Origin of the sequence: Streptomyces venezuelae (assembly GCF_008642315.1) — a bacterium.
Lineage (GTDB): Bacteria > Actinomycetota > Actinomycetes > Streptomycetales > Streptomycetaceae > Streptomyces > Streptomyces venezuelae_D.
The window spans coordinates 2714683-2738330 of the sequence record NZ_CP029192.1 but is presented as its reverse complement, the minus strand read 5'-3'; the positions used below and the strand labels follow the sequence as shown (position 1 = coordinate 2738330).

Here is a 23648-nt window from a genome sequence, read left to right as displayed (position 1 = left end):
CGGAGGCGGTGTCTTTTCCGGGGTCAGCCCAGTGCGTCGACGACGATCCGGGTGATGTCCTCCGCGATCCGGTCCTCGCCGGGGGTGTCCGGGTCGAGGCGGGTCGTGTACACGGAGACGACCAGCGGCGCCTGCTTCGGCGGCCACGCCACGGCGACGTCGTTGACCCCTCCGTAGGCGGGCGATCCGGTCTTGTCGCCGACCCGCCAGTCCTTCGGCACCCCGGCCCTGATCCGCTTGTCGCCGGTGGTGTTCTCCACGAGCCAGCGGATCAGCTGACCGCGGTCGAGCGGGTGCAGGGCCTTGCCGAGGACGAGCTTGCGCAGGTTCGCGGTCATCGCCGCCGGAGTCGTCGTGTCGCGCCGGTCGCCGGGGATGTTGCTGTTCAGGTCGGTCTCCCACCGGTCGAGCCGGGTGCGGGTGTCCCCGAGGGACCGTGCGAACTCGGTGACACCGACGGGCCCGCCGATGCGCCGCATCAGCAGATTCGCCGCCGCGTTGTCGCTGTACGTGACGGTGGCGTCGCACAACTCCCGTACGGTCATGCCCGTTTCGAGGTGCATCTCGGTGCGCGGCGAGTGCGTGACGAGATCATCACGCCCGTACCTGATGAGCACGTCGAGCAGCCCGGGCTCCTGCTCCCGCGCCCGGCGCAGGACGGCCGCGGCGAGCAGGGCCTTGAACGTCGAGGCGATGGCGAACCGTTCGTCCGCACGGTAGGCGACGACGGCACCGGTGCCGGTGTGCAGGGCGTGGACGCCGATGCGGCCCGGATAGCTCTCCTCCAGGGCGCGCAGGCGGCGCAGGGCGTCGGGGGAGGCGGCCGCCGCGCCGACGGCCGGGGCGGCCTTCGCGCTCGCGGTGCCGGAGACGGAGAGGAGGACGGGGGCGGCGGCTGCTGTGCCGAGGAGCGTTCTGCGGGAGGCGGATAACGTCATGATCCAGACGGTACCGGCAGCGGCTCCCTGGACGCCGCCGTGATCACCTCGTCCAGGACGTCGCGGGCCCGCAGCAACTCCGCGACCTGACGGTCGATCCTGGCCCGCTCCTCCGTCAGCTCGTCCACCAGCCAAGGGGTGGCAGATGCCGAAGGGCCGCCGTCCTTGTCCCGCATGCACGGCAGGAGCTGCACGATCTTCGCGCTGCACAGGCCCGCCGCGAACAGTTCCTGGATGTGGACGACGCGGTCCACCGCCGACTCCGGGTAGTCGCGGTGGCCGCCCGGGGTACGGGCGGCGTACAGGAGGCCCTGTTCCTCGTAGTAGCGCAGGGACCGCTCGCTCACAGCGGTACGCTTCGCCAGCTCGCCGATCCTCACGCCGTGCTCCTTCGCACTTGAATCTCACACCGGTGTCAGCTTCTACCGTTCCGGCATGACGAACACCGCGCTTCTCTCGCCCTATTCCGCAGGCCCCATCGGCCTCCTCCCCAACCGCATGGTGATGGCCCCCATGACCCGCGCACGCGCCGCGGAGGACGGCACTCCGCTGCCGGTCGTCGCCGACCACTACGCCCAGCGCGCGGGCGCCGGGCTCATCGTCACCGAGGGCATCTGGCCCAGCAGCCGCGGCCAGAGCGGCTGGCGCTACCCGGGGCTGCAGACCGCCGCCCACATCGAGGGGTGGCGGCGGGTCACCGACGCCGTGCACGCCGCGGGCGGCCGGATCTACGCGCAGCTGATGCACGGCGGCCGCAACGGCCACCCCCTGGCCCGCATCGACGGGGACCTGCCGCTCGCGCCGTCGGCCGTCACGCCGCCCGGCCACGCGCACGGCCCGGACGGCACCAAGCCCGACTACGTCGCCCCGCGCGAGATGACCCGCGACGACATCCGCACGGCGGTACAGGACTTCGTGGACGCCGCCCGCAACGCGGTCGCGGCCGGCTTCGACGGCGTCGAACTGCACGGCGCCAACAGCTACTTGATCCACCAGTTCCTCGCCGACAACACCAACCTCCGCGACGACGAGTACGGGCGCGGCTCCGTCGCCGACCGCATCCGCTTCGCCGTCGAGGTGGTCCACGCCGTCGCCGACGCCATCGGTGCCGAACGGCTCGGGCTGCGGCTCTCGCCGGGCAACCCGCAGTTCGGCATGGCGGAGGCCGACCCCGGCCCCGTCTACCGCGCGCTGCTCGACGAGATCGACGGACTCGGCCTCGCCTACCTCCACCTGACCGACAACGACCGCTATCCGGCCCTCGCCGACCTGCGGCCCCGCTGGCACGGCCTCCTCATCGGCAACGTCGGCGAGAACGGCGACCCGACGACACGGGAGGCGGGCGAGGCCGTCCTCGCGACCGGCCTCGTCGACCTCGTGTCGTACGGACGCGGGTTCATCTCCAACCCCGACCTGCCGGCACGGTTCGCCGCGGGGGCGCCCCTCCAGGAGATCGACGCGGCCCACCTGTACACGCACGGTGCGGCGGGCTACACCGACTATCCGGCCCTCTCGGAGCTCCTGGTCTCCGCTCAGACCTCCACGAGCACCTGATCCAGTGACTTCCGTACGAGATCGGGGACCCGGCAGTCCGCCGCCGGATACCCCACGGGGATCACCGCGAACGCCTTCTCGTTCTCCGGGCGGCCGAGCACCTCGCGCAGGAACCGCATCGGGCTCGGCGTGTGGATCAGCGCGGCGAGGCCCGACAGGTGCAGGGCGGACAGCAGCATCCCCACCGCGATGCCGACCGACTCGTCGACGTAGTAATGCTTGTGCTTGGTGCCGTCCTCGCCCAGCCAGTACCGCTGCTGGAAGACGACGATGAGGGCGGGCGCGTCCGTCAGGTGCGGCTTCACCTCGTCCGTGCCGAGGGGGCGCAGGGCCGCGAGCCACTCCTCGCCGAGGCGGCCGTCGTACGAGATCTGCTCCTCGTGCTCCGCGGCCTCACGGATGCGGCGGCGCACGTCCGGGTCCTGGACGAGGACGAACGTCCACGGCTGCTGGTGCGCGCCGGACGGGGCGGTCGCCGCGCACGCGATGGCGTCCCGCACGACCTGCGCGGGCACGGGGTCCGGGGCGAACTGCCGCACGGTGCGGCGCTCCCGCATTCGGTCCCTCAACTCGGCCGACTGCGCCAGGGATTCGGCCGCGGGCATGCGGTCGGGGCGGTACGGAACGGAGCTGTAGGGCTCGCCGTGGATGGGGGTCCACTCTCGCTGCTGCTCGGTGTCAGACATGGTCCGATTCTGCTGCGGGGGACGGTGTCCGCGCCATGGTGCAGACCAATGTGCGGCCCGATGGCGATCAGTTCCAGCCCGTCACGATCAGGGTGAGGGCCGTGGTGAAACCGGTGCCGAGCAGGGCCAGGTAGAGGGGGTAGCGGCGGCGGAGGCGGTGGGCGAGGAAGCCGAGGGCGCCGAAGGCGAGGCCCACGGTGAGGGTGCGGGAGCCGCGCGAGAGGGCCGAGCGGGCCAGCCAGTCGGAGGGGGCGATGTCGGCGCGGCCCGCCTCGCGCGCGTACACCTTGAAGGGGATGCCGTTCCAGGGCTGGTGGCGGACGGCCGCCGCCGATTCGACGGCGAGTTCGTGGCGCACTTCGGCCCGCATCCGGTCCGTCGTCAGGGGCTGGGGCAACTGCACGCCGGACCCGCCGAGTTGGAGCGCCAGGAGGCCGCCGGCCAGGCTGCCCGCGAGCGCCGCGAGCGACAGCTTCAGGGCCCGGCGCGGTACCGCGACGCACGCGATCGCGAGGAACAGCTCCGGCATCAGCGGCCAGCTCAGCGCCTCGGCGCCCGCCCAGAGGAAGCCCGCGAACAGTCCCCATCGGGAGCCCGCGACCGCGGCGACCCGCTTGCGCGTCGCCGAGTCCGCCAACGGCTCTTCCGCCGTACGCCGACGCAGCGCCGCCACCGCGTCGCGGGCCTCGGCCGGGGTGGCCGACGCGGGCAGCGGCGCGCCGACGGCGACACGGACCAGGGCGGGGCGGAGCCTGCCGTGCTTGGGCAGCAGGCGGTCGGTGCCGGCGATGGCCACGGGCACGACCGGTACGCCCGCGTGCTCGGCGAGGACGAGGGCACCGCGGTGGAACGCCCCCAGCTCGCCGTCCCGGCCACGCGTGCCCTCGGGGAAGAGGACCACGGCGCGGCCCGCGCGCAGTCCGTCGGCCTCGGCCAGGAGGTCGTCCATGCCGCCGCCCGTGCGGCGCACCGGGAAGCCCGCGGCGAGGCGGCTGCAGATCCGGCGCCGCCACGGCGAGGCGAACCAGTAGTCGGCGGCCGCGCCGATCGCGGGGGAGTGGCGGGCGTCCAGCGCGGCGAGGAGGGCGGCGGTGTCCGCGTGCGAGGAGTGGTTGGCGACGACCACGCAACCGCCGCGCGGCAGGCGCCCGCGGCGCTCGACGCCTCCCGTGAGGGTGAGCAGGGTCCACCACAGGGCGCGGCGGAGGAGTGCGGGGAGGGTCAGTTGGCGCGGGGTAACTGCCACTGACACCGGGCGAGTTCGAGAAGGTGTGCTCACAGCGTCACCACCATCGTCAGCGACAGCGCCACCAGCAGCGAGTCGATCCGGTCGAGCAGCCCGCCGAAGCCGGGCAGCCAGCTGCCCGCGTCCTTCACGCCCGCCTCGCGCTTGACCATCGACTCCATGAGGTCGCCGAGGACGCAGCCGACGAGGACGGCGGCCCAGAGGACGGGGGTGAACGCCCCGACCGCGGCCAGCGCGGCGGCGGTCGCCGCGGCGGCTCCCGCGACGCCGGCCCAGGTCTTGTGGGGGGAGAGCGGGGACAGCGCGCGGGCGAGCGGGCCGGTGCGGCCGAGCGCGGTGCCGCCGCACCACGCGCCCACGTCGCCGAAGGCCACGGCGACGCCGACGGCCACCGCGGTGTCGCCGAGCAGGACGAGACCGCTCAGCGGGAGCGGGATCCACAGGAGCCCGAACAGCGTGCGGCACGCGCGAGTGAAGCCCGCGTCCGCGTCCCCGGAGAACAGCGCCACCACGGCGGCGGCGATCAGGACCGCACAGACCGCCCGCAGGTCGAGGGCGTCCGGCGCGGCCCACGCGGCGCCGGGCACGGCCACCGCGGCCGCCCCGAGCACCGCCCGCTCACCGCGGGGCAGCGCGGCCATCCGCGCGTACTCGCCGACCGCGACCACCCCGAGCCCGGCCGCGAGCACGAACGCCCCCGCCCGCCCCACGAAGAACGCCCCGAGGAACAGCGGCGCGGCGAGCGCCCAGGTCCGCCACCGCTTGCGCAGCTCGGCCCGCATCCGCACCCGCGAGGGCAACGCGGCGACGGCGACCCCACCGGCCCCGAGCACCCCGGCCACCACAGGCACGGCCCGCCCCACCGCTTCGCCCGCGACTCCTCCCACGACGAGCGCCGCACTCATCGCGCACCGTCCAGCTCGCGCCACAGGCGGGCCAGGCGCAGGGCCGCCGTCAGCGCCGAGCCCGCCGCGACCACCGCGAGGACCGGCACCGTCCATCCGGACGCCGCCGCCACCACGACCAGCGCGCAGCGCTCCGTCTTGCCGACCGGGCCGCCGTTGAGGCGGTCCGCACCCGCCGCCGCACCCGCGAGGGACACCCAGGACGGGAGCGTCGCCGCGAGGGCCGCCGTCGCCACCAGCCACAGCGGGGCCAGCGGCAGGAAACCCGCCAGGACGACCAAGTCGGCCGCGCGGTCGCCCAGTTCGTTGAGGAGCGCGCCCCTGCGCGTCGTACGGCCCGTGTCACGGGCCAGCGCGCCGTCCAGGTTCGCGAAGGCCAGGCGCGCGGCGAGCAGCAGGGCCACCGGCGGTGCCGCGTACCCGAAGGGCAGGGCGACGAGCGCGACGGCGGCGCCCGCCGCGCACGCCACGCCCGCCAGCGTGAGGGTGTCCGGCGACACCTCGCGGCGGACGAGCGCCGCACGCACGCCGGACAACTTGTCCGCGTACCAGGGCTTGAGAGCGTAGAGGCCGTTCATGGCACCGACTCTGCCGCTGCCCGGGCGCGGGCAAATCGGGGTGCGTACTCAGATCCGGCCTGAGTACCGTAGGGGCGTGAACACCCTGCGCAGAGCCCACACCAGTGATCTGACGGCGGCCGAACTCCGGGACGCGCGCGCCCTGATGGACATCGCCTTCGACGGGGACTTCAGCGACCACGACTGGGAGCACGGACTCGGCGGCGTCCACGCACTCGTCCACGACGAGACGGGCGCGCTGCTCGCCCACGGTGCCGTGGTGCAGCGGCGGATCCTGCACGACGGGCGTTCCCTGCGGATCGGGTATGTAGAGGCGGTCGCCGTCCGGCCGGACCGGCAGCGGCAAGGTCTCGGCGGGCAGATCATGGGCGCCCTGGAACAGGTCATCGACGCGGCGTACGAACTCGGCGCGCTGTCCGCCTCCGACGACGGCGCGCGGCTCTACCTGTCGCGCGGCTGGCAGGAGTGGAAGGGCGCCGTCGGCACGCTCGGGCCGACGGGCGTCGTCCACATGCCCGAGGAGGAGCCCCCGCTGCTCTGGGGTGCGGACCTCGATCCGGCGCACGAGTTCCTCATCGACTGGCGTGACGGGGACGTGTACTAGGGCCTGTGCTCCTTTACTGGGGCCTGTGTTCCGTCGCGGTCGCCGCGCGGACGATCATCTTGCCGCGGTTCTCGCCGCGCAGCATGCCCAGGAACGCGGTCACGATCGCGTCGAACCCCTCCACCACCGTCTCGTCCAGGCCCACCCGTCCGCTCTGCAGATGCGGCACCACGAACTCGTACAGCTCCTCCTGCAGTTCGTAGTAGTCGCGCACGAGGAAGCCCTCCATGCGGAGGCTCTTCTCGACGATGTCGGGGAGGTTGCGCAGCGCGTAGGGCGCGCCCGTCGCGTTGTACTGGGCGATCGTGCCGACCCGGACGATCCGGCCGCGGTCGCGCAGCGAGGAGATGGCGGCCTCCAGGTGCTCGCCGCCCACGTTGTCGACGTACAGGTCGATGCCGTCGGGTGCCGCCTTCGCGAGGAGGTCGGCGGCCGGGCCCGCGTGGTAGTCGAAGACCTCGTCGTAGCCGACGTGCTCGGTGAGGTACGCCGCCTTCGCCGCCGTGCCCGCGCTGCCCACCATCCGTCCCGCGCCCATGAGCCGGGCCAGACGTCCGGTGGCGGTGCCGACCCCGCCCGCCGCCGCGGAGACGAACAGGTCCTGGCCCTCGCGGAGTTCGGCGATGCGGGTGAGGCCGACGTAGGCGGTGAGGCCCGTGCCGCCGAGGATGCCCAGGTGTGCGGAGAGGGGCACGCCGTCGAAGCGGGGGAGTCGGCGCACCTCGTCCGGGGTGACCACGGCGTGCGTGCGCCAGCCCTGGCGGTGGGCGACGAGGTCGCCCTCGGCGAGGGCGGGGTCGCGGGACTCGACGACGCGGCCGATGGTGCGGCCCTCCAGCGGGGCGTGGAGGGCGAAGTCACCGTCCATCATTTCGCGGTGGTACGGGTCGACGGACCAGTAGAGGCCTTCGACCAGGGCGGTGCCGGGGGTGGGGCGGGGGAGCGGGGACTCCACGAAGGCGAAGTGGTCCGGGGTGGGGAAGCCGTGGGGGCGGGACGTCTGGTGCACGGTGAGCGCGGTGTCGGTCATGTCCGTGACCGTAGGCAGGAATGCGCCCGCCGGGGAGCGGGTTGCGCTCATGGAACGGCCCGGACCATGAAGGGCCCTCATAGAAGCAGGTGAACCCCGGTGTCCCGGACGACCACGCCCGCCGATCTCGCGCCGCACGAGCTCCGCATCCTGGTCGCGGTCGACCGGGAGCGCGGGTTCTCGGCCGCCGCGCAGGCGCTCGGCCTGACCCAGTCCGCGGTCTCGCACTCCATCCGCGGCACGGAACGCAAGGTCGGTGCCGTGCTCTTCGAGCGCGGCAGGAAGGGAGCGACACCCACTCCGGCCGGGGCCGCCGCGGCCGCGCACGCCCGGCGTGTGCTGCGGCTCCTCGACACGCTGGTCGCGGAGGCGCGCGGGGCCGCGCGGGGTGACGGCGGTGCCGGGGGAGGTGCGACGGCGAGTGCGGTGGAGGGGACGCTGCGCATCGCGGCGTTCCGCAGTGCCGCGCTGCATCTGCTGCCGGCGGCCCTGGAGCGGCTCGCCGCGAGCCATCCCGGGATCAGGCCGGAGGTGCGGGTGGTGCGCGAGCTGGGCGCGGGTACGGCGGGCGAGGTCGCCGAGGGGCGCGCCGACGTGGGGATCGCGACGCTCGGAGGCACCTCGCCGGTGCCGGCCGGGCTCATCGGCGACGTACTCCTCGAAGAGCCCTACGCGCTGGTGCATCCGGCAGGTCACCCCGATCCGCGCTCGCTGCCGCTGGTGGACTGGCACGAGAACTGCGGCTCGTACACGCGGGAGTGGTGGCGCCGGCAGGACTGGATTCCCTCGGCGACCGTCCTGACCGAGGACGACGGAGCGGTGCTCTCGATGGTGAGCAGCGGTCACGGCATGGCGATCATGCCCGCGCTCTCCCTCACCGGAGCGCCGGACACCGTCGAGATCACCGATCTCGGAACAGCGCGCCCGACCCGATCCGTGGGCTACGTCACCACACCTGAGCTGGCCTTTTCGGTAGCCGTCCGCGCCCTGATCCGCGAGCTCAGAGCGGCACGCGCGTGAAGCCCGTCTCAGATAGTAGGAAGTCCGAGTAATCGTGGAGACAGACGCTCCGTCCTCCCTTAGCTTGGAAGAAGCCGAACGTCTCGCTCGATCAAGCGAATGGCGGTCGTGAGCCGGAGCCGCACGCAGGCGAACCCTGCCGCTCCGCCGCTCCCCGCCCCGGCGTCTCGAATGAACACACCCTTCCCTCAAGGAGTGGATCCCCCATGGCCGAGACGACCGCCCGCCGAGTCCGTCACACCTCCCGCACCAGCGACGCCGAGCGCAGGAACGCCGCCGCCGCCCTCCAGCGAGCCCTCGACCGCCGGGACAACGGCGGCGAGACGGGGCACTAGTCAGCGGTCCGCAGGGCGTGGGTCACCGAGACCCGCGTACGACCTCGAAGTGGTCGACGCGTTCGCCGTTCTCGGCGAGCGCGGAGACCGAGAGACCGGGACGCGCCCCGGCCGTGACCTCGACCGCGAGGAACGAGAAGCCGGTGTAGCGCACCCGGGACCACCCCACGGTCTCCGGATCGGGGCGGCGTGACTTCGTCCAGCGGAAGGTCGCGATGCTCTCGTGATCGTGGACGTTGCCCTCGTAGCTGTCCTTCACTCCGGGACCGAAGCCGTACAGGTCCTTGCCCGCGCCGCCCGCGGTGACATACACGATGCCGTCGCGCGTCGGATCGGTCGACGCGCCGACCGGCACGGGCTTGCCGACCTCGCCGCCCTTGATGGCGTCCGTGCGTTCGTAGACGTGGTTGTGGCCGTTGACGACCAGGTCCACCTGGTGCTCCACGAACAGTTCCAGCCACGCGTCGCGCACCCCGCCGTCGGAGGCGTGCGTCGACGTCGAGTACATGCAGTGGTGGAAGAAGACGACGATGAAGTCGACGGTGTCGTCCGCGCGCAGTGCGCGCAGGCGCCGGTCGAGCCAGGCGGTCTGCTTTCCGTCCGTGTAGCCCTTGTTGGCGGGGATCTCGTACGAGACGTCGTTGGCGTCCAGGGCGACGACGCCGACGTTCCCGTACCGGAAGGAGTAGACGCCCGGCGCCTCCTCGGGGTCGAAGCCGTTCTCGGGGAGCGACCAGCGGGCGCGCTGCCCGCCGTACCCGTTCGGGGAGTACCACGCCTCCATGTCGTGGTTGCCGGTGGTCACCATCCACGGCACCGACTTCGCGACGGACTCCGTCTGGGCGAGGAAGGTGTCCCACACGCGCGCGTCGTAGGTGTCCGACTCCTTGCCGTGCCCGGTCGTGTCCGCGTAGCAGATGTCGCCCGCGTGCAGATGGAACGACGGGTTCTGGCCCAGGATCACCTGGTCGTTGGCGAGCGCGTGATAGCTGACGCCCTGGTCGCCGAAGGCCGTGAAGACGAACTTCTCCGGGTGCGCGGGGGCGGTCCTGAACGAGCCGATCGTCGCCAGCCGCTCGGGCGAAGCGGGGTCGAAGCCGTCGTGGCCGACGCCGTAGTAGTACGTCGTGCCGGGGCGCAGGCCGTCGAGCGCCGCGTGCAGGTAGTACTGCTCGACCGGGGGCAGCTTCTTCGACAGTGCCGGGGTGTGCAGGTCGCGCACCTCCGCCTCGATCTTCCGGTCGAGCTCCCAGGGCTTCGTTCCCACGCGTACGTAAGGGGACTTGACGGCGAGCGGCACCTGCCAGGAGATCCGCATCTGCGTCTTCGGGTCGGCGCCGAAGGCGAGGTGCCGGCCGAAGGGGGCCACGTACTTGCCGTCGACGCGTACCGGTGCATTGCCGCTGGTGCCGATGACGGCGGCACCCGAGCCGTTCGTGCCGCCGGAACCGCCCGCGGTACCGGAACCGCCCGCGCAGCCGGCCAGCAGGCCCGCCCCGCCCACCGCCCCCGCCGTCGCGAACGAACTGGCGAGCACCTTGCGGCGGGAGAACCTCGCGCGCAGGTACGCGTGCTGCTCGGGCATGCTCAGCCGGGCCGCGAGCCGTTCCGGAATGCCGACATCGGGTGTGTGCATGGCAGGGAACTTCCCAGCGGGGCCCAACTCCCGCCCCACATCCGGGTGAACAGAAACCGTCCATGATGCGGCTGTCCGCATGCCGGACACGTCATGTCATCCCGTGGGACGAAGAGTACGGTGCTTGCATGTCGGCCAGTTCTCGCAGCATCAATCTCGCAGTCATCCCCGGAGACGGCATCGGCCAAGAGGTCGTGGCCCAGGGGCTCAAGGTCCTCAACGCCGTGCTTCCGCAGGATGTGAAGCTCGAGACGAGGGAATTCGACTTCGGTGCCAAGCGGTACCACGCGACCGGTGAGACCCTCACCGACGCCGACGTCGAAGAGCTCAAGCAGCACGACGCGATCCTGCTCGGCGCGATCGGCGACCCCTCGGTCCCGTCCGGCGTCCTGGAGCGCGGCTTCCTGCTGAAGCTCCGCTTCCTCTTCGACCACCACGTCAACCTGCGGCCCTCGAAGCTGCTCCCGGGCGTCTCGACCCCCCTCAAGGGTCAGCCCGAGATCGACTTCATCGTCGTGCGCGAGGGCACCGAAGGCCCGTACACGGGCAACGGCGGCTCGATCCGCACCGGCACGCCGCACGAGGTGGCAACCGAGGTCTCCGTCAACACCGCCTTCGGTGTGGAGCGCGTGGTCCGTGACGCCTTCGCCCGTGCGCAGGCCCGCCCGCGCAAGAAGCTGACGCTGGTCCACAAGAACAACGTCCTCGCGTACGCCGGTCACCTCTGGACCAACGTCTTCAACCAGGTGGCCAAGGAGTTCCCCGAGGTCACCACCGACTACATCCACGTCGACGCCGCGACGATCTACCTCGTCACCGACCCCGGCCGCTTCGACGTGATCGTCACCGACAACCTCTTCGGCGACATCATCACCGACCTCGCCGCGGCCGTCTCCGGCGGCATCGGCGTCGCCGCCTCCGGCAACATCAACCCGAGCCGCGAGTTCCCGTCCATGTTCGAGCCGGTGCACGGCTCGGCCCCGGACATCGCGGGCCAGGGCAAGGCGGACCCGTCCGCCACGGTCCTCTCCGTCGGCCTCCTCCTCCGCCACCTCGGGTACGAGGCCGAGGCCGCGCGCATCGAGGAGGCGGTCTCCGTCGACCTCGCCGAGCGCGGCGAGACGGTCCGTACCACCGAGCAGATCGGCGACGCGCTCGCGGTACGGGTGGCGCGCTGACCCGGTAGCGCAGAGATCACGCAGAAGCCGCCGGGCCACGCAGGACACCCCGGCGGCTTCTCGTATGCGGCCCCCGGGTGTCACCATCGACCCCCGGGCCGCAATCATGCCGTTTCTCCCTCGGGACCCCACGGGCGATAATCGAACGAGGGGCCGTGAAAGCAGCAGGGAAACTCGGACGTCCTAGTACTGGGCGTACGGATGTGAGCGCGGTCCGTCACCATCACACGTGAAGGACGAAGTACTCATGACGACGACGCCGAGCATCGAGCTCAAGCCCTCATCGACGCCGCTGGCCACCGCCGAGCGCGAGGCGATCCTGGCGAACCCCGGGTTCGGCCGCCACTTCACCGATCACATGGTGACGATCAAGTGGACGGAGGGCCGCGGCTGGCACGACGGTCAGCTCGTGCCGTACGGCCCGCTCTCCCTGGACCCGGCGACGAACGTCCTGCACTACGCCCAGGAGATCTTCGAGGGTCTGAAGGCCTACCGGCAGCCCGACGGCACGGTGGCCACGTTCCGTCCGGACGCCAACGCCCGGCGCTTCCAGTCCTCCGCGCGGCGCCTCGGCATGCCCGAGCTGCCCGTCGAGACGTTCATCGAGGCGTGCGACCTGCTGGTGAAGCAGGACATCGACTGGGTTCCGGGGCACGGCGGCGAGGAGTCCCTCTACCTGCGCCCCTTCATGATCGCGACGGAGGTCGGCCTGGGCGTGAAGCCCGCCAACGAGTACCTCTTCGTCGTCATCGCCTCGCCCGCCGGAGCGTACTTCCCCGGCGGCGTGAAGCCCGTCTCCATCTGGCTCTCAGAGGACCGCGTGCGGGCCGTGCCCGGCGGCATGGGCGACGCCAAGACCGGCGGCAACTACGCCGCGTCGCTGCTCGCGCAGGCGGAGGCGGCGGCGAAGGGCTGCGACCAGGTCGCCTACCTCGACGCCGTCGAGCACAAGTGGGTCGAGGAACTGGGCGGCATGAACCTGTACTTCGTGTACGGCAACAAGATCGTCACTCCCACCCTGACGGGCTCGCTGCTCGCGGGCGTCACCCGCGACTCCCTCCTGTCCGTCGCCCGTGACCTCGGCTACGAGTCGGAGGAGGCGCGCGTCTCCATCGACCAGTGGAAGACCGACTCCGAGAACGGCACCCTCACCGAGGTCTTCGCCTGCGGCACGGCGGCGGTCATCACGCCCGTCGGCACGGTCAAGTGCAACGCGGGGGAGTGGCAGCAGAGCGGGGGCGAGCCGGGGGCGGTCACGCTGAAGCTGCGTGAGGCGCTGCTGGACATTCAGCGGGGTACGGCGGCGGACCAGCACGGCTGGATGCACGGACTCGGCGCGTAACCGTCTTCGGCGGTCCCCCCCACCTGCCGCGCCCGCTTCCGCCTGCGGGCCCGTGGGGGGTTGCTCGCGCAGTTCCCCGCGCCCCTGGGTCGTCCCCCGCCCGGGTCACCTGAGTTGCGAGGCCGCTTCAGGGGCGCGGGGAACTGCGCGATCAGCCCCCGCCGGGCCGCAGGTAAAGGGGGTCAGGTCGCGGGGTCGGTCGCCGTCGTGGGGGTTCGGGCGGTGCGGGGCGTCAGGGCCAGGTAGCTCACGGCGCCCACCGCTCCCGAGAGCAGGAAGCTGCAGTCGACTCCCCCGGTCAGGGGGAGCAGTGGGCCCTCGTACGAGGGGAGGGCGACCGCCAGGACGCCGGTCGTCGCGCCGAGCGCCCACGCCACCGTCGCCCGCGCGTTCCAGCCGGAGCGGAACCAGTAGACGCCGCCCCGGGCGCGCCGGTTGAAGACCTGGAGGGCGTCCGCGTCGTACTGCCCGCGGCAGCGCGCGAAGCCGATGAGGGTGATCACGGCCCACGGCGTGCCGATCGCCGTGAGGAGCAGCACGAAGGACGTCATCGCGTCCTGCGCCTCCCACGCGTAGTGGCCCACGAAGACGCAGGCCGTGGCGACACCGGCGACCGTGTACGTGGCGCGGGCACGGGACGCGCGGGGCAGGATCGCGTCCAGGTCGAGGCCCATGGAGTAGAGCATCAGACCCGCGTTGCCCACCGATCCCGCGGACGCGGCGAGGAGGAGCGGGACCAGGTACCAGCCGGGGGACGCGTCGACGAGCCCGCCCGCGTAGTCGAGGGCCGCGCGCGCCGCGTATGCCGTGAACGTGCCGAAGAGCTGAGGGATCAGCAGCCCCGCGAGCAGGCCCGCCCAGGCCGCGCCCAGGACCGCGCGGGAGCTGTGCCGGGCCGGCGAGATGTAGCGGGTGTAGTCGCCGAGGAGGGTGATGAAGGCGATCGGGCCGGAGAGCCCCGCGGCGACCAGGGCGAGCAGCCATGTGGGCCAGAACGAGCCGAGCGCGTAGCCCCCGGCGCCGGGCAGCGCGGCGGTCGTGAAGTCGGGGGCGTAGGCGATGACGCCGAGGGCGAGCAGCGCCGTCATGCCGACGGCGAGGACGCGGGAGAGGCGCAGCAGGACGCGGTAGCCGTAGACCGCGCCGGTCACGGTGGCCGCCGCGAGCAGGGCGTAGACCAGGGAGTACGAGAGTCCGCCGGCCGGCAGGCCGAGCAGTCGGTGCAGCGTGCCGACCATCACGTCGCCGCCGATCCAGATGGTCAGCGCGGTGTAGCCGAGGGACAGGAGCAGGCCGACGACCGAGCCGACCAGGCGTCCGCGCACCCCGAACTGGGCGCCGGACGACGTGGAGAGGTTCGTGCCGGTGCGCAGCGAGACCAGGGCGAGCGGCGCGGTCAGCGCCGTGCCGAGCACCGTGCCGGCCACGACCGCGCTCACCGACTCCCACCAGCCGAGGCCGAACGACACCGGCAGCCAGCCGAAGACGATCACCCCGAGGCAGAGGTTCGAGCCGACGAGGATCGATACGAGATCGCGGGGGCCGCTGGTGCGCTCCCCGTCCGGGATGGTGTCGACTCCGCGCTGTTCTATCGGCATGAGGGTGCCCCTGACTGACGCTCGCTGGTCCCGATTGGCTGCCCACGCTTCCACGTTTGAGCAGCGCTCAATGTGACCCGTCCGACCCCTTGCCGTCAATCCTTCCTGTGTGCGGATTTCGCAGTTAGAGTGATGCTCTAAAGCATTGTCTCCCTCTGGTGAAGGTGTACGCCATGACCGCTGCCGCCGACGGCTTCCGCATGCCCGCCGAGTGGGCCCCGCACGAGCGCACCTGGATGGCGTGGCCGTGCCCCAACCCCACGTTCGACGACCCGGAGGGACTCGACGCGTCACGTCTCGCGTGGGCCAACGTCGCCCGTGCCGTACGCCGCTTCGAGCCCGTCACCGTCGTGTGCGGGCCCGCGCAGTCCACGTACGCGGCGGAGCTCCTCGGCCCGGACATCGAGGTGACCGAGCGCGAGCTCGACGACGCCTGGATGCGGGACATCGGGCCCACGTTCCTCACCGACGGCAAGGGCGGCCTCGCCGCCGTCGACTGGACGTTCAACGGCTGGGGCGCCCAGGAGTGGGCCCGCTGGGACCACGACTCCAAGGTCGGGGCGTACGTCGCCGACCTCGCCGGAGCGCGCACGTACGCCTCGAAGCTGGTCAACGAGGGCGGCGGCCTGCACGTCGACGGCGAGGGCACCGTGCTGCTCACCGAGACCGTGCAGCTCGGCCCCGAGCGCAACCCCGGCTGGACGAAGGAGCAGGTGGAGGCGGAGGTCCACGCCCACCTCGGCACCACCAAGGCGATCTGGCTGCCGCGCGGCCTCACCGCCGACTACCCGGGCCACGGCTTCGGCACCCTCGGCCACGTCGACATCGTCGCCGCCTTCGCCGCGCCCGGCGTCGTCGTCGTGCACTCCCAGCGCGACCCCGCCCACCCCGACTTCGAGGTCAGCAAGGAGGTCGTGGCGGCCCTGACCGGGCAGACGGACGCCCGCGGCCGCACCCTGCGGATCGTCGAGGTGCCCGCGCCGACCGTCCTGAAGGACGACGAGGGCTGGGTCGACTACTCGTACATCAACCACTACCTCTGCAACGGCGGCGTCGTCCTGTGCGCCTTCGGCGACCCGAACGACGAGATCGCGGCGGGCATCTTCCGCGCTCTCTTCCCCGACCGGACCGTGACGCTCGTCGACGCCCGTACGATCTTCGCGGGGGGCGGTGGCATCCACTGCATCACCCAGCAGCAGCCGAAGGTGTGATCAAGGAGTACGGGATGGCCGGTCAGGCCCGCGCGCGGAAGAACGCCCCGCCGCGTGAGGACGTGTTGGCGGCCGCCATGGAGATGATCGCCGAGCGCGGCCTGGAGAAGCTGACCATGGCCGCGCTCGGCCGTGCGGTCGGCATGAGCTCAGGCCATCTCCTCTACTACTTCCGCACCAAGGACGAACTGCTCCTGCGCACCCTGGAGTGGAGCGAGGGCCGCCTCGGGGCCGAGCGCGGCCGGCTCCTCGCGCGGCAGGGCACGGCGCGCGACCGCCTCGACGCGTACGTCGACCTGTACGTCCCCGACGCCGTCGGCGATCCGCACTGGACGCTCTGGCTGGAGGTCTGGAACCGCTCCCTCAACGCCGACGAGGAGGGCCGCGACCGGCAGGCCGCGATCGAGGGCGCCTGGCACCGCGACCTGGTGGCGCTGCTCGCCGAGGGGGTGTCGCGCGGCGAGTTCCGTGCGGTCGACCCCGACCGCTTCGCGTCCCGGCTGCGGGCACTGCTCGACGGGTTCTCCATCCATGTGGCGATCGGGCTGCGGGGGACGGGCCGGGACCAAGTGCTCGTACACGTAAGGGAGTTCCTGGACACCGGGCTCGCCCTGGACTCCTAGTCCCCCGTCAAGGTTGTACGTACTCCGGCTGATTGCCCGCCGCCCTTCCCGTGCGCTTCTATCCCGGTGGGTATCGCTCAACGGCGAGCGAAGGAAACACGGGGGACTCGATCATGTACTGCACCCAGCGCAAGCGCATCGTCCTGGCCGCCGCCGCGGGCGTCGTCGCGGCCACCGTCACCGCCCTGCCGGCCGCCTTCGCCGCCGACGCGGCCGTGGCGCCCCGCACCGAAGGCGTGAGCGTCACCGCGGGCGGCCGGGCCGCGAACGACCGGTCCGAAGGGGCCGTGCTCAGCCGCGACGGCAGGTACGCGGCCTTCGACTCCGAGGCGACCGACCTGGTGGCCGGCGACACGAACGGGGCGCGCGACATCTTCGTACGCGATCTGCGCGCGGGGCGGACGGAACGCATCTCCCTCGCCGGGCGCCAGGTCAGCGGCCCGTCCCTGAGCGCCGACGGCCGCTACGTCGCGTTCGTCTCCAGCCCCGCGGGCTCCTACTCGGACCGCGACGTGCGCATCCACGACCGCAGGACGGGGCGGACCGAGCGCCTCGACGTCGAGCTGCCCGACGGCTACCCGGGCGACAGCGCGGGCAGCGTCTCCCTCAGCGCGAACGCGCGCTACGCCGTCTTCGACACGGACGGGCCGCGGTTCGACGGCACGGCCGTCTTCCTGCGCGACCGGAGGACCGGCACCACCGAGAAGGTCAGCCACCCGTACACGGGCGGCGACGGCGAGCGCGACGCCCACTCGCCGACCGTCAGCGACGACGGACGGTACGTCGTCTACGCCAACTCCTTCGTCAACGGCCCGCGCGGCGACGACTGGAGCGACCTGTGGCTGCGCGACCGCGCGACGGGCGGCCTCACCCAGGTCGACCGCTCCCACGACGGCGCCGAGACCGAGAAGGAGTCCCTGACCCCGTCCATCAGCGGCGACGGCCGCACCGTCGTCTTCGAGTCACGGGACACCCACCTCGTGCCCGGCGACGACGACGTCTCCTGGAACGTGTTCGTGCACGACGTGGCCTCCGGCCGCAACCAGCGCGTCCACGGCACGCAGGGCGGCCCCGGCGAGGTGTACACCCGCTCGCCCGCGATCAGCGCCGACGGCCGGTATCTGACGTACATGTCGGAGCTCGACGAGCCGGGCAGCGAGTACGGCAAGGAGTGGCCGACCTACCTCCGGGACCTGAGGAAGGGCACCACCACGCTCGTCTCCCCGGACACCGGCGGCGGCGCCGCGACCGCGGACGTCCTGCCGGGCGGCATCGCGCGGAACGGTGCCCGCGTCACCTTCACGTCGTCGGACGCGACACTCCTTCCGGGTGACACGAACGAGGGGCCCGACGTCTTCGTGCGCCACCTGCGCTGACGGCCCCGCCGTGCGGGTCCGCGATGCGGGCGGTGCGTCCATGCTCCGCCCGCATCGTGAGACAGCAGCCCCGCGGCGCGGCGAAGCGTGGCAAGCTGCCTCCGTGCTCTCGTTCGCCATGATTATTGGCAGCAGGCGCGCCGGTCCGCAGTGACCGCCTCGTATCCATCACGTACGGGCGGACACCGTCGCCTCGACCCGCGCGCAGACCTCTCGCACCCGCGAGGGGTTTTTTCGTTTCCCGGCCCAACTGCAGCCGGACACGGAGCGCGAGGGATCATGGGGGGTGGTGGAGCCGGTCATTCCGGTAGACCGAGATCCGACACAGGAGCCAGATCAGCATGACGGAAACCAGCACACCCGACGATTCCTTCCACGTCTTCGACACGACGCTGCGCGACGGCGCGCAGCGCGAAGGCATCAACCTCACCGTCGCGGACAAGCTGACCATCGCTCGGCACCTGGACGACTTCGGCGTCGGCTTCATCGAGGGCGGCTGGCCGGGCGCCAACCCGCGCGACACCGAGTTCTTCGCGCGGGCCAAGGAAGAGATCACCTTCCGGCACGCCCAGCTCGTCGCCTTCGGCGCCACCCGCCGGGCGGGTGCCAAGGCCGCCGACGACCCGCAGGTCAACGCGCTCCTCGCGTCCGGTGCGCCCGTCATCACGCTCGTCGCCAAGGCCCACGACCGGCACGTCGAGCTCGCCCTGCGCACCACCCTCGACGAGAACGTGGAGATGGTCCGCGACACCGTCTCCTACCTCGTCTCGCAGGGCCGCAGGGTCTTCGTCGACTGCGAGCACTTCTTCGACGGCTACCGCGCCAACCCCGAGTACGCGAAGGCCGTCGTGCGCGCCGCGTCCGAGGCCGGCGCCGACGTCGTCATCCTGTGCGACACCAACGGCGGCATGCTGCCCGCCCAGGTCCAGGCCGTCGTCTCCACCGTCGTCGCGGACACCGGCGCCCGCCTCGGCATCCACGCCCAGGACGACACCGGCTGCGCCGTCGCCAACACCCTCGCCGCCGTCGACGCGGGCGCCACCCACGTCCAGTGCACCGCCAACGGCTACGGCGAGCGCGTCGGCAACGCCAACCTCTTCCCCGTCGTCGCCGCCCTGGAGCTCAAGTACGGCAAGCAGGTCCTGCCCGAGGGCTCGCTGCGCGAGATGACCCGCGTCTCGCACGCCATCGCCGAGGTCGTGAACCTGACCCCGTCGACCCACCAGCCCTACGTCGGCGTCTCCGCGTTCGCGCACAAGGCCGGACTGCACGCCTCCGCGATCAAGGTCGACCCGGACCTCTACCAGCACATCGACCCGGACCTCGTCGGCAACCGCATCCGCATGCTGGTATCCGACATGGCGGGCCGCGCCTCCATCGAGCTCAAGGGCAAGGAGCTCGGCGTCGACCTCGGCGACGACCGCGAGCTCATCGGCCGCGTCGTGGACCGCGTCAAGGAGCGCGAACTCCAGGGCTACACGTACGAGGCCGCCGACGCCTCTTTCGAACTGCTGCTCCGCGAGGAGGCCGAGGGCCGCGCCCGCCGCTACTTCCGCGTCGAGTCCTGGCGGGCCATCGTCGAGGACCGCCCCGACGGCACGCACGCCAACGAAGCCACCGTGAAGCTGTGGGCCAAGGGTGAGCGCATCGTCGCCACCGCGGAGGGCAACGGCCCGGTCAACGCCCTCGACCGGGCGCTGCGGGTCGGCCTCGAACGCATCTACCCGCAGCTCGCCAAGCTGGAGCTCGTCGACTACAAGGTCCGCATCCTGGAGGGCAAGCACGGCACGTCCTCCACCACGCGCGTCCTGATCTCCACCACGGACGGCGTCGGCGAGTGGTCGACCGTCGGCGTCGCCGAGAACGTCATCGCCGCGTCGTGGGGCGCGCTGGAGGACGCCTACACCTACGGACTGCTGCGTGCCGGGGTCGAGCCGGTGGAGTAGTCGCCGCTGGAGTGGTCCCCCACACCCGCTCCGGGGCTCGTCTGGGTTACGTTCGAAGTATGAGGAATCGGACGAAGCGGATCTCGGTGGGACTCTCCGGACTGCTGCTCGTCCTGGGTGCCGTGTCGGTCACGGCGGCGCCCGGGGCCCTGGCGGCATCCGGTACGCAGGACGCCTCCAGCGTGTCGGTGGTGGCGGACGCCTGGAAGAAGAGCCCGGTCTACGTCGATCCCGCGGCGTCGGACCAGCTCTCCGGCGAGCAGGCCGACGCCCTCGCCCAGAAGATCAAGAAGGCCGACAAACCGGTCTTCGTGGCCGTGCTGCCGGACGACTTCCCGCAGCAGGCCCTCTTCCGGCAGCTGCGCACGGAGACCGGCGTGACCGGCCTGTACGCGGTCCGGCTCGGCGAGGGCTTCGACGCGAAGGCCGACCGTTCGGTGCTGACCGGCAACGCCGTCGGCAACCTCGTCTCGCTGGTCCAGGGCGACAGTGCCCCCGAGCAGCTCGACCGCTTCGTCGGCCAGGCCCTCGTGCAGGCCAACGGCAAGGCCCCGGAGTCCTGGGGCGGCGGCACGGACAACGGTGTCTCGCCGGGCGCCCTCATCGGGGTCGGCGTGGTCGTCGTGGCGGGCGCCGGGGGCGCGTACGCGATCGTCCGGCGCAAGAAGCGCCGTCACGAGGAGATGCAGCGGGAGTCGCTGCGCAAACTGTCCGTCGTCGTCGACGAGGACATCACCGCGTTCGGCGAGGAGCTGGACCGGCTCGACTTCCACCCCGCGGAGGCCGGCGCGGACGACGCGATGCGCGCGGACTACGAGCGCGCGCTGGACTCGTACGAGAAGGCGAAGTCGTACATGGCGGCCGCGACGCGTCCCGAGGACGTGAAGGGCGTCACCCAGGCCCTGGAGGACGGCCGCTTCTCGCTGGCCCTGCTCGCCGCGCGACGCGAGGGGCGCGAGCTGCCCGAGCGGCGGGCTCCCTGTTTCTTCGACCCGCGGCACGGCCCCTCGGTCGAGGACGCGACGTGGGCGCCCGCGAACGGCGCGGAGCGTTCGGTGCCGGTGTGCGCGGCGGACGCGGCCCGCCTCGCTGACGGCGAGGACCCGATGGTGCGGACCGTGGCCACGGAGTCCGGGGAGCGGCGCCCCTACTGGGAGGCGGGACCCGCGTACGGGCCGTGGGCGGGCGGGTACTTCGGCGGCGGCATCCTGCCGGGGCTCCTCGTCGGCACGATGCTCGGCGGCATGATGTCGAGCCCCGCGTACGCGGCGGACCACGGCTCCGGATACGGGGACTTCGGCGGCGGCTACGAGGGCGGCGACTACTCGGGAGCGGACTTCGACGCCTCGGACTTCGGGGGCGGGGACTTCGGTGGCGGCGGGGGCGGGGACTTTGGTGGCGGTGGGGACTTCGGTGGCGGGGGCGGGTTCTGAGGCATGAGGTCCTGAGGTACGACGGTTGACGACCCGCTCTGCGAGACGATACGGTTCGTCTTGTTGTTGGTCGTGCATTGTTCGTCGTTCGAACGCGGGGAGGCCGTCATGAGTCAGGTCCATGAGCAGTACGTCGAGGTCGCGCCGGGGGTCCGGGTGTGGACCGAGCGGCGCGGCGCGCCCGACGCCCCCGCGCTGCTGCTGGTCATGGGCGCCCAGGCCTCCGCGCTCGGCTGGCCCGAGCCGCTCGTCGAGGCCCTGGCGGCGCACCATCACGTCATCCGCTACGACCACCGAGACACGGGCCGCTCCGACCGACCCTTCGACGAGAACCCGTATCCCGTCACCGACTTGGCGCGCGACGCGATCGCGGTCCTCGACGGCCTCGGCGTCGAGCGGGCCCACATCGTGGGGCTGTCGCTGGGCGGCATGCTCTGCCAGCTGGTGCTCGCCGACCACCCCGAGCGGGTGCTGAGCGCGACCCTGCTGGGAACGTGCGCGCTGAGCGAGACCCCGTACATGCGGCCGGACGGTGTCCGCGTCCCCGTCGCCGAGCTGCCCGGCATCGCGCCGGAGATCCTGGAGATGTGGTCGCGGCCCGTGGAGGACCACGGTCCGGAGGCCGAGCTGGACCGGCGGGTGGAGCACTGGCGTCTGCTGAGCGGTGACCAGCTGCCCTTCGACGCCGCCTACTTCAGGGAGCTGGAACGGGGCGTCATCGACCACGCGGGCGGATATCTGGAGTCGTCGGCGCACGCTCGCGCCGACAGTTCAGGCATGGTCCGCACCGCCGAACTCGCGGCGAACCGGGTGCCGGTGCTCGTCGTCTCCGCCACGGCGGAACCCGTTTTCCCGGTCCCGCACCCGCAGCACATCGCGCAGGTCGTCGCGGGGGCGCGGCTGGTGGAGATCCCGGGCATGGGCCACGCGCTGCCGCCCGCGGTGCACGGGCCGTTGGAGAAGGCGATCGTCGAGCACACGGTCGGGGCCATCCCCGAGACGGGCGCCCGATGACTCATCGCGTGTGCGGGCCGGCCGGGGGAGCGGTCACCGACCACTGCCCCGGATGGCCGGGCGGCAGCGCCAAGTCCCTTCGAACCGCCGCGTAGTAGGCCCCGCGTGCGGTCCGTTGCCGTTCGAGGAGCGTGGCCCACGCCTCGGGGTCGTGTGTGTCCTCCCGCAGGAACCGCTCCATCCGGATCACCAGGAGCACCCAGTCCCGGGCCGCGTCCACGACCTCCGGCGAGCCGAGCATCAGCAGCGACTCCCCGGCGGGATCCCGCGCCTCGGCGGCATGGGTGAAGTGGGGCACGGCCTCTTCGGGCGAAAGGGGGTGCGGGTGCGGGTCGTTGCCGAGGTGGGCGGCGACCCGGTAGGTGAGGCTGACGGTCAGCTTCAGGACCCTGGCGTACTCGGTGTAGACGGCGAGCCGCCGTTCCTCCCAGCGCGCGGCCTGCTCCCGCCGGAACCGGATCCGGTCCCCCCGCGTGATCGCGACGTAGGACCCGAGCGCGCCGATGATCACGCCGAGCAGTGCGGGCAGTTGCTGTATGAACTCGGGCACAGGCGGAACGGTAGCGCGCGCGGGTCGGCCGGGGGGCGGTCGGGGAGGCGGTGCGGGACCGCTTCGGGGACCGGTTCAGGAACCGGCCTTGATCGCCGAGATGTCGAAGCTCAGCTTGATCTTGTCGGAGACGAGCATGCCGCCGGTCTCCAGCGCGGCGTTCCAGGTGAGGCCCCACTCCGAACGCAGGATCTCCGCCTTGCCCTCGAAGCCGACGCGTTCGTTGCCGAACGGGTCCTTGGCCGAACCGTTGAACTCCAGGTCGATCGTGACCGGCTTCGTGGTGCCCAGGATCGTCAGGTCACCGGTGACGCGGTAGTCGTCGCCGCCCAGCGCCTCCGTCTTGGTGGAACGGAAGGTCATCTCGGGGAACTCGTCGGTCTTGAAGAAGTCCGCGCTCTTCAGGTGGCCGTCGCGGTCGGCGTTGCCCGTGTCGATGCTCTCCATCTTGATGTCGAGGGAGGCCGTCGAACGGGACGGTTCCGAGCCGTCCAGGTGCAGGGAGCCCGTGAAGTCGAGGAAGGAGCCCTTGACGTTCGTGACCATGGCGTGGCGGGCGACGAAACCGATCGTCGTGTGCGACGGGTCGATCGTGTACTCGCCGGTCAGCGCGGCGAGATCGGGGCTGACCGCGGCGGGGGCGGCGGCAGCGGGGGTGGTGACGGTGTCGGTGTCGTTCTTGCGGCCGAAGAGACCCATGACGTGCTCCTTGAGGACGAGCTCCGGTGGGGAGCTGCTGCTTGCTTGCGTAAGCTGCTGTTGAATGTTCAACGAGATCGAAGGTAGCGCGATTCTGTTCAACTTTCAACCTCTAGAACGGGCCGTTCTCGGTGTGGCGGGATGGT

The 23648-nt window shown here is 72.1% G+C and carries 23 protein-coding genes; 12 read left to right on the top strand and 11 right to left on the bottom strand.

Translation table 11 applies throughout. The features are described from left to right. Positions 1–23 precede the first annotated feature (23 nt). A complete protein-coding gene (gene bla, locus DEJ48_RS11415; protein WP_150216031.1) occupies positions 24–938 on the bottom strand; it encodes a class A beta-lactamase in 915 nt (304 codons plus the stop codon). Beyond that, the gene (locus DEJ48_RS11410) at positions 935–1318 is read right to left on the bottom strand and encodes a MerR family transcriptional regulator (RefSeq protein WP_150216030.1); all 384 of its coding nucleotides are present in this window, start codon (positions 1316–1318) and stop codon (positions 935–937) included. The genes bla and DEJ48_RS11410 overlap by 4 nt, the downstream gene beginning before the upstream one ends. Positions 1319–1373: 55 nt before the next feature. On the opposite strand from DEJ48_RS11410, the gene DEJ48_RS11405 reads away from it, so the two are divergent. After that, positions 1374–2492 carry an alkene reductase gene (locus tag DEJ48_RS11405; RefSeq protein ID WP_150216029.1) on the top strand — a complete coding sequence of 373 codons (1119 nt, stop codon included), beginning with the start codon at positions 1374–1376 and terminating at the stop codon, positions 2490–2492. Here DEJ48_RS11405 and DEJ48_RS11400 read toward each other — a convergent pair. From DEJ48_RS11400 to DEJ48_RS11385, 4 genes are all read right to left on the bottom strand, one after another. Beyond that, on the bottom strand, positions 2471–3178 hold the full coding sequence (locus DEJ48_RS11400) for a nitroreductase family protein (RefSeq protein WP_150216028.1): 708 nt from the start codon (positions 3176–3178) through the stop codon (positions 2471–2473). The two genes, DEJ48_RS11405 and DEJ48_RS11400, sit on opposite strands and share 22 nt — an antisense overlap. Before the next feature lie 67 nt (positions 3179–3245). After that, positions 3246–4430, bottom strand: a complete 1185-nt coding sequence (locus DEJ48_RS11395) for a lysophospholipid acyltransferase family protein (RefSeq protein ID WP_223831996.1) — start codon at positions 4428–4430, stop codon at positions 3246–3248. A gap of 23 nt (positions 4431–4453) precedes the next feature. Beyond that, positions 4454–5329 (bottom strand): phosphatidate cytidylyltransferase, encoded by an 876-nt coding sequence (locus DEJ48_RS40285; RefSeq protein WP_223831995.1) that lies wholly within the window; start codon positions 5327–5329, stop codon positions 4454–4456. After that, entirely contained in the window at positions 5326–5907 is a 582-nt protein-coding gene (locus DEJ48_RS11385; RefSeq protein WP_150216026.1) for a CDP-alcohol phosphatidyltransferase family protein, read from the bottom strand. The genes DEJ48_RS40285 and DEJ48_RS11385 overlap by 4 nt, the downstream gene beginning before the upstream one ends. A gap of 76 nt (positions 5908–5983) precedes the next feature. Here DEJ48_RS11385 and DEJ48_RS11380 point away from each other — a divergent pair, with 76 nt between their 5' ends. Beyond that, positions 5984–6511, top strand: a complete 528-nt coding sequence (locus DEJ48_RS11380) for a GNAT family N-acetyltransferase (RefSeq protein ID WP_223831994.1) — start codon at positions 5984–5986, stop codon at positions 6509–6511. Positions 6512–6524: 13 nt separating this feature from the next. On the opposite strand, the gene DEJ48_RS11375 is transcribed toward DEJ48_RS11380, so the two are convergent. Continuing rightward, positions 6525–7541 (bottom strand): NADP-dependent oxidoreductase, encoded by a 1017-nt coding sequence (locus DEJ48_RS11375; protein WP_150216024.1) that lies wholly within the window; start codon positions 7539–7541, stop codon positions 6525–6527. Positions 7542–7640: 99 nt separating this feature from the next. Between DEJ48_RS11375 and DEJ48_RS11370 the strand changes: the two genes are divergently transcribed. After that, positions 7641–8561, top strand: coding sequence for a LysR family transcriptional regulator (locus DEJ48_RS11370; RefSeq protein ID WP_150216023.1), 921 nt, complete (start codon positions 7641–7643; stop codon positions 8559–8561). A gap of 206 nt (positions 8562–8767) precedes the next feature. Continuing rightward, entirely contained in the window at positions 8768–8896 is a 129-nt protein-coding gene (locus tag DEJ48_RS40755; protein WP_263398816.1) for a hypothetical protein, read from the top strand. A 22-nt stretch (positions 8897–8918) separates the two neighbouring features. On the opposite strand, the gene DEJ48_RS11365 is transcribed toward DEJ48_RS40755, so the two are convergent. Beyond that, on the bottom strand, positions 8919–10532 hold the full coding sequence (locus DEJ48_RS11365; RefSeq protein WP_150216022.1) for a purple acid phosphatase family protein: 1614 nt from the start codon (positions 10530–10532) through the stop codon (positions 8919–8921). A gap of 128 nt (positions 10533–10660) precedes the next feature. Here DEJ48_RS11365 and DEJ48_RS11360 point away from each other — a divergent pair, with 128 nt between their 5' ends. Continuing rightward, on the top strand, positions 10661–11710 hold the full coding sequence (locus tag DEJ48_RS11360; RefSeq protein WP_150216021.1) for a 3-isopropylmalate dehydrogenase: 1050 nt from the start codon (positions 10661–10663) through the stop codon (positions 11708–11710). Between the two features lie 247 nt (positions 11711–11957). Further along, positions 11958–13052, top strand: coding sequence for a branched-chain amino acid aminotransferase (locus DEJ48_RS11355; RefSeq protein WP_150216020.1), 1095 nt, complete (start codon positions 11958–11960; stop codon positions 13050–13052). A gap of 182 nt (positions 13053–13234) precedes the next feature. Here the strand turns inward: DEJ48_RS11355 and DEJ48_RS11350 are convergent, their stop codons facing one another. Beyond that, positions 13235–14650 (bottom strand): cytosine permease, encoded by a 1416-nt coding sequence (locus DEJ48_RS11350; RefSeq protein WP_150216019.1) that lies wholly within the window; start codon positions 14648–14650, stop codon positions 13235–13237. A gap of 173 nt (positions 14651–14823) precedes the next feature. Here DEJ48_RS11350 and DEJ48_RS11345 point away from each other — a divergent pair, with 173 nt between their 5' ends. The 6 genes from DEJ48_RS11345 (at position 14824) to DEJ48_RS11320 (ending at position 22253) form a co-directional block, all read left to right on the top strand. After that, entirely contained in the window at positions 14824–15861 is a 1038-nt protein-coding gene (locus DEJ48_RS11345) for an agmatine/peptidylarginine deiminase (protein ID WP_150216018.1), read from the top strand. Between the two features lie 14 nt (positions 15862–15875). After that, the gene (locus tag DEJ48_RS11340; RefSeq protein ID WP_150216017.1) at positions 15876–16484 is read left to right on the top strand and encodes a TetR/AcrR family transcriptional regulator; all 609 of its coding nucleotides are present in this window, start codon (positions 15876–15878) and stop codon (positions 16482–16484) included. Between the two features lie 113 nt (positions 16485–16597). Then, entirely contained in the window at positions 16598–17860 is a 1263-nt protein-coding gene (locus tag DEJ48_RS11335; RefSeq protein WP_150216016.1) for a TolB family protein, read from the top strand. A 341-nt stretch (positions 17861–18201) separates the two neighbouring features. Next, a complete protein-coding gene (gene cimA / locus DEJ48_RS11330) occupies positions 18202–19806 on the top strand; it encodes a citramalate synthase (RefSeq protein ID WP_150216015.1) in 1605 nt (534 codons plus the stop codon). 59 nt (positions 19807–19865) lie between these two features. After that, the gene (locus DEJ48_RS39675; protein WP_190537338.1) at positions 19866–21239 is read left to right on the top strand and encodes a hypothetical protein; all 1374 of its coding nucleotides are present in this window, start codon (positions 19866–19868) and stop codon (positions 21237–21239) included. 108 nt (positions 21240–21347) lie between these two features. Continuing rightward, positions 21348–22253 (top strand): alpha/beta fold hydrolase, encoded by a 906-nt coding sequence (locus DEJ48_RS11320; protein WP_150216014.1) that lies wholly within the window; start codon positions 21348–21350, stop codon positions 22251–22253. Between the two features lies 1 nt (position 22254). On the opposite strand, the gene DEJ48_RS11315 is transcribed toward DEJ48_RS11320, so the two are convergent. Next, positions 22255–22803 carry a hypothetical protein gene (locus DEJ48_RS11315; protein ID WP_150216013.1) on the bottom strand — a complete coding sequence of 183 codons (549 nt, stop codon included), beginning with the start codon at positions 22801–22803 and terminating at the stop codon, positions 22255–22257. 75 nt (positions 22804–22878) lie between these two features. After that, positions 22879–23502 carry a YceI family protein gene (locus tag DEJ48_RS11310; protein WP_150216012.1) on the bottom strand — a complete coding sequence of 208 codons (624 nt, stop codon included), beginning with the start codon at positions 23500–23502 and terminating at the stop codon, positions 22879–22881. Positions 23503–23648: the final 146 nt, after the last annotated feature.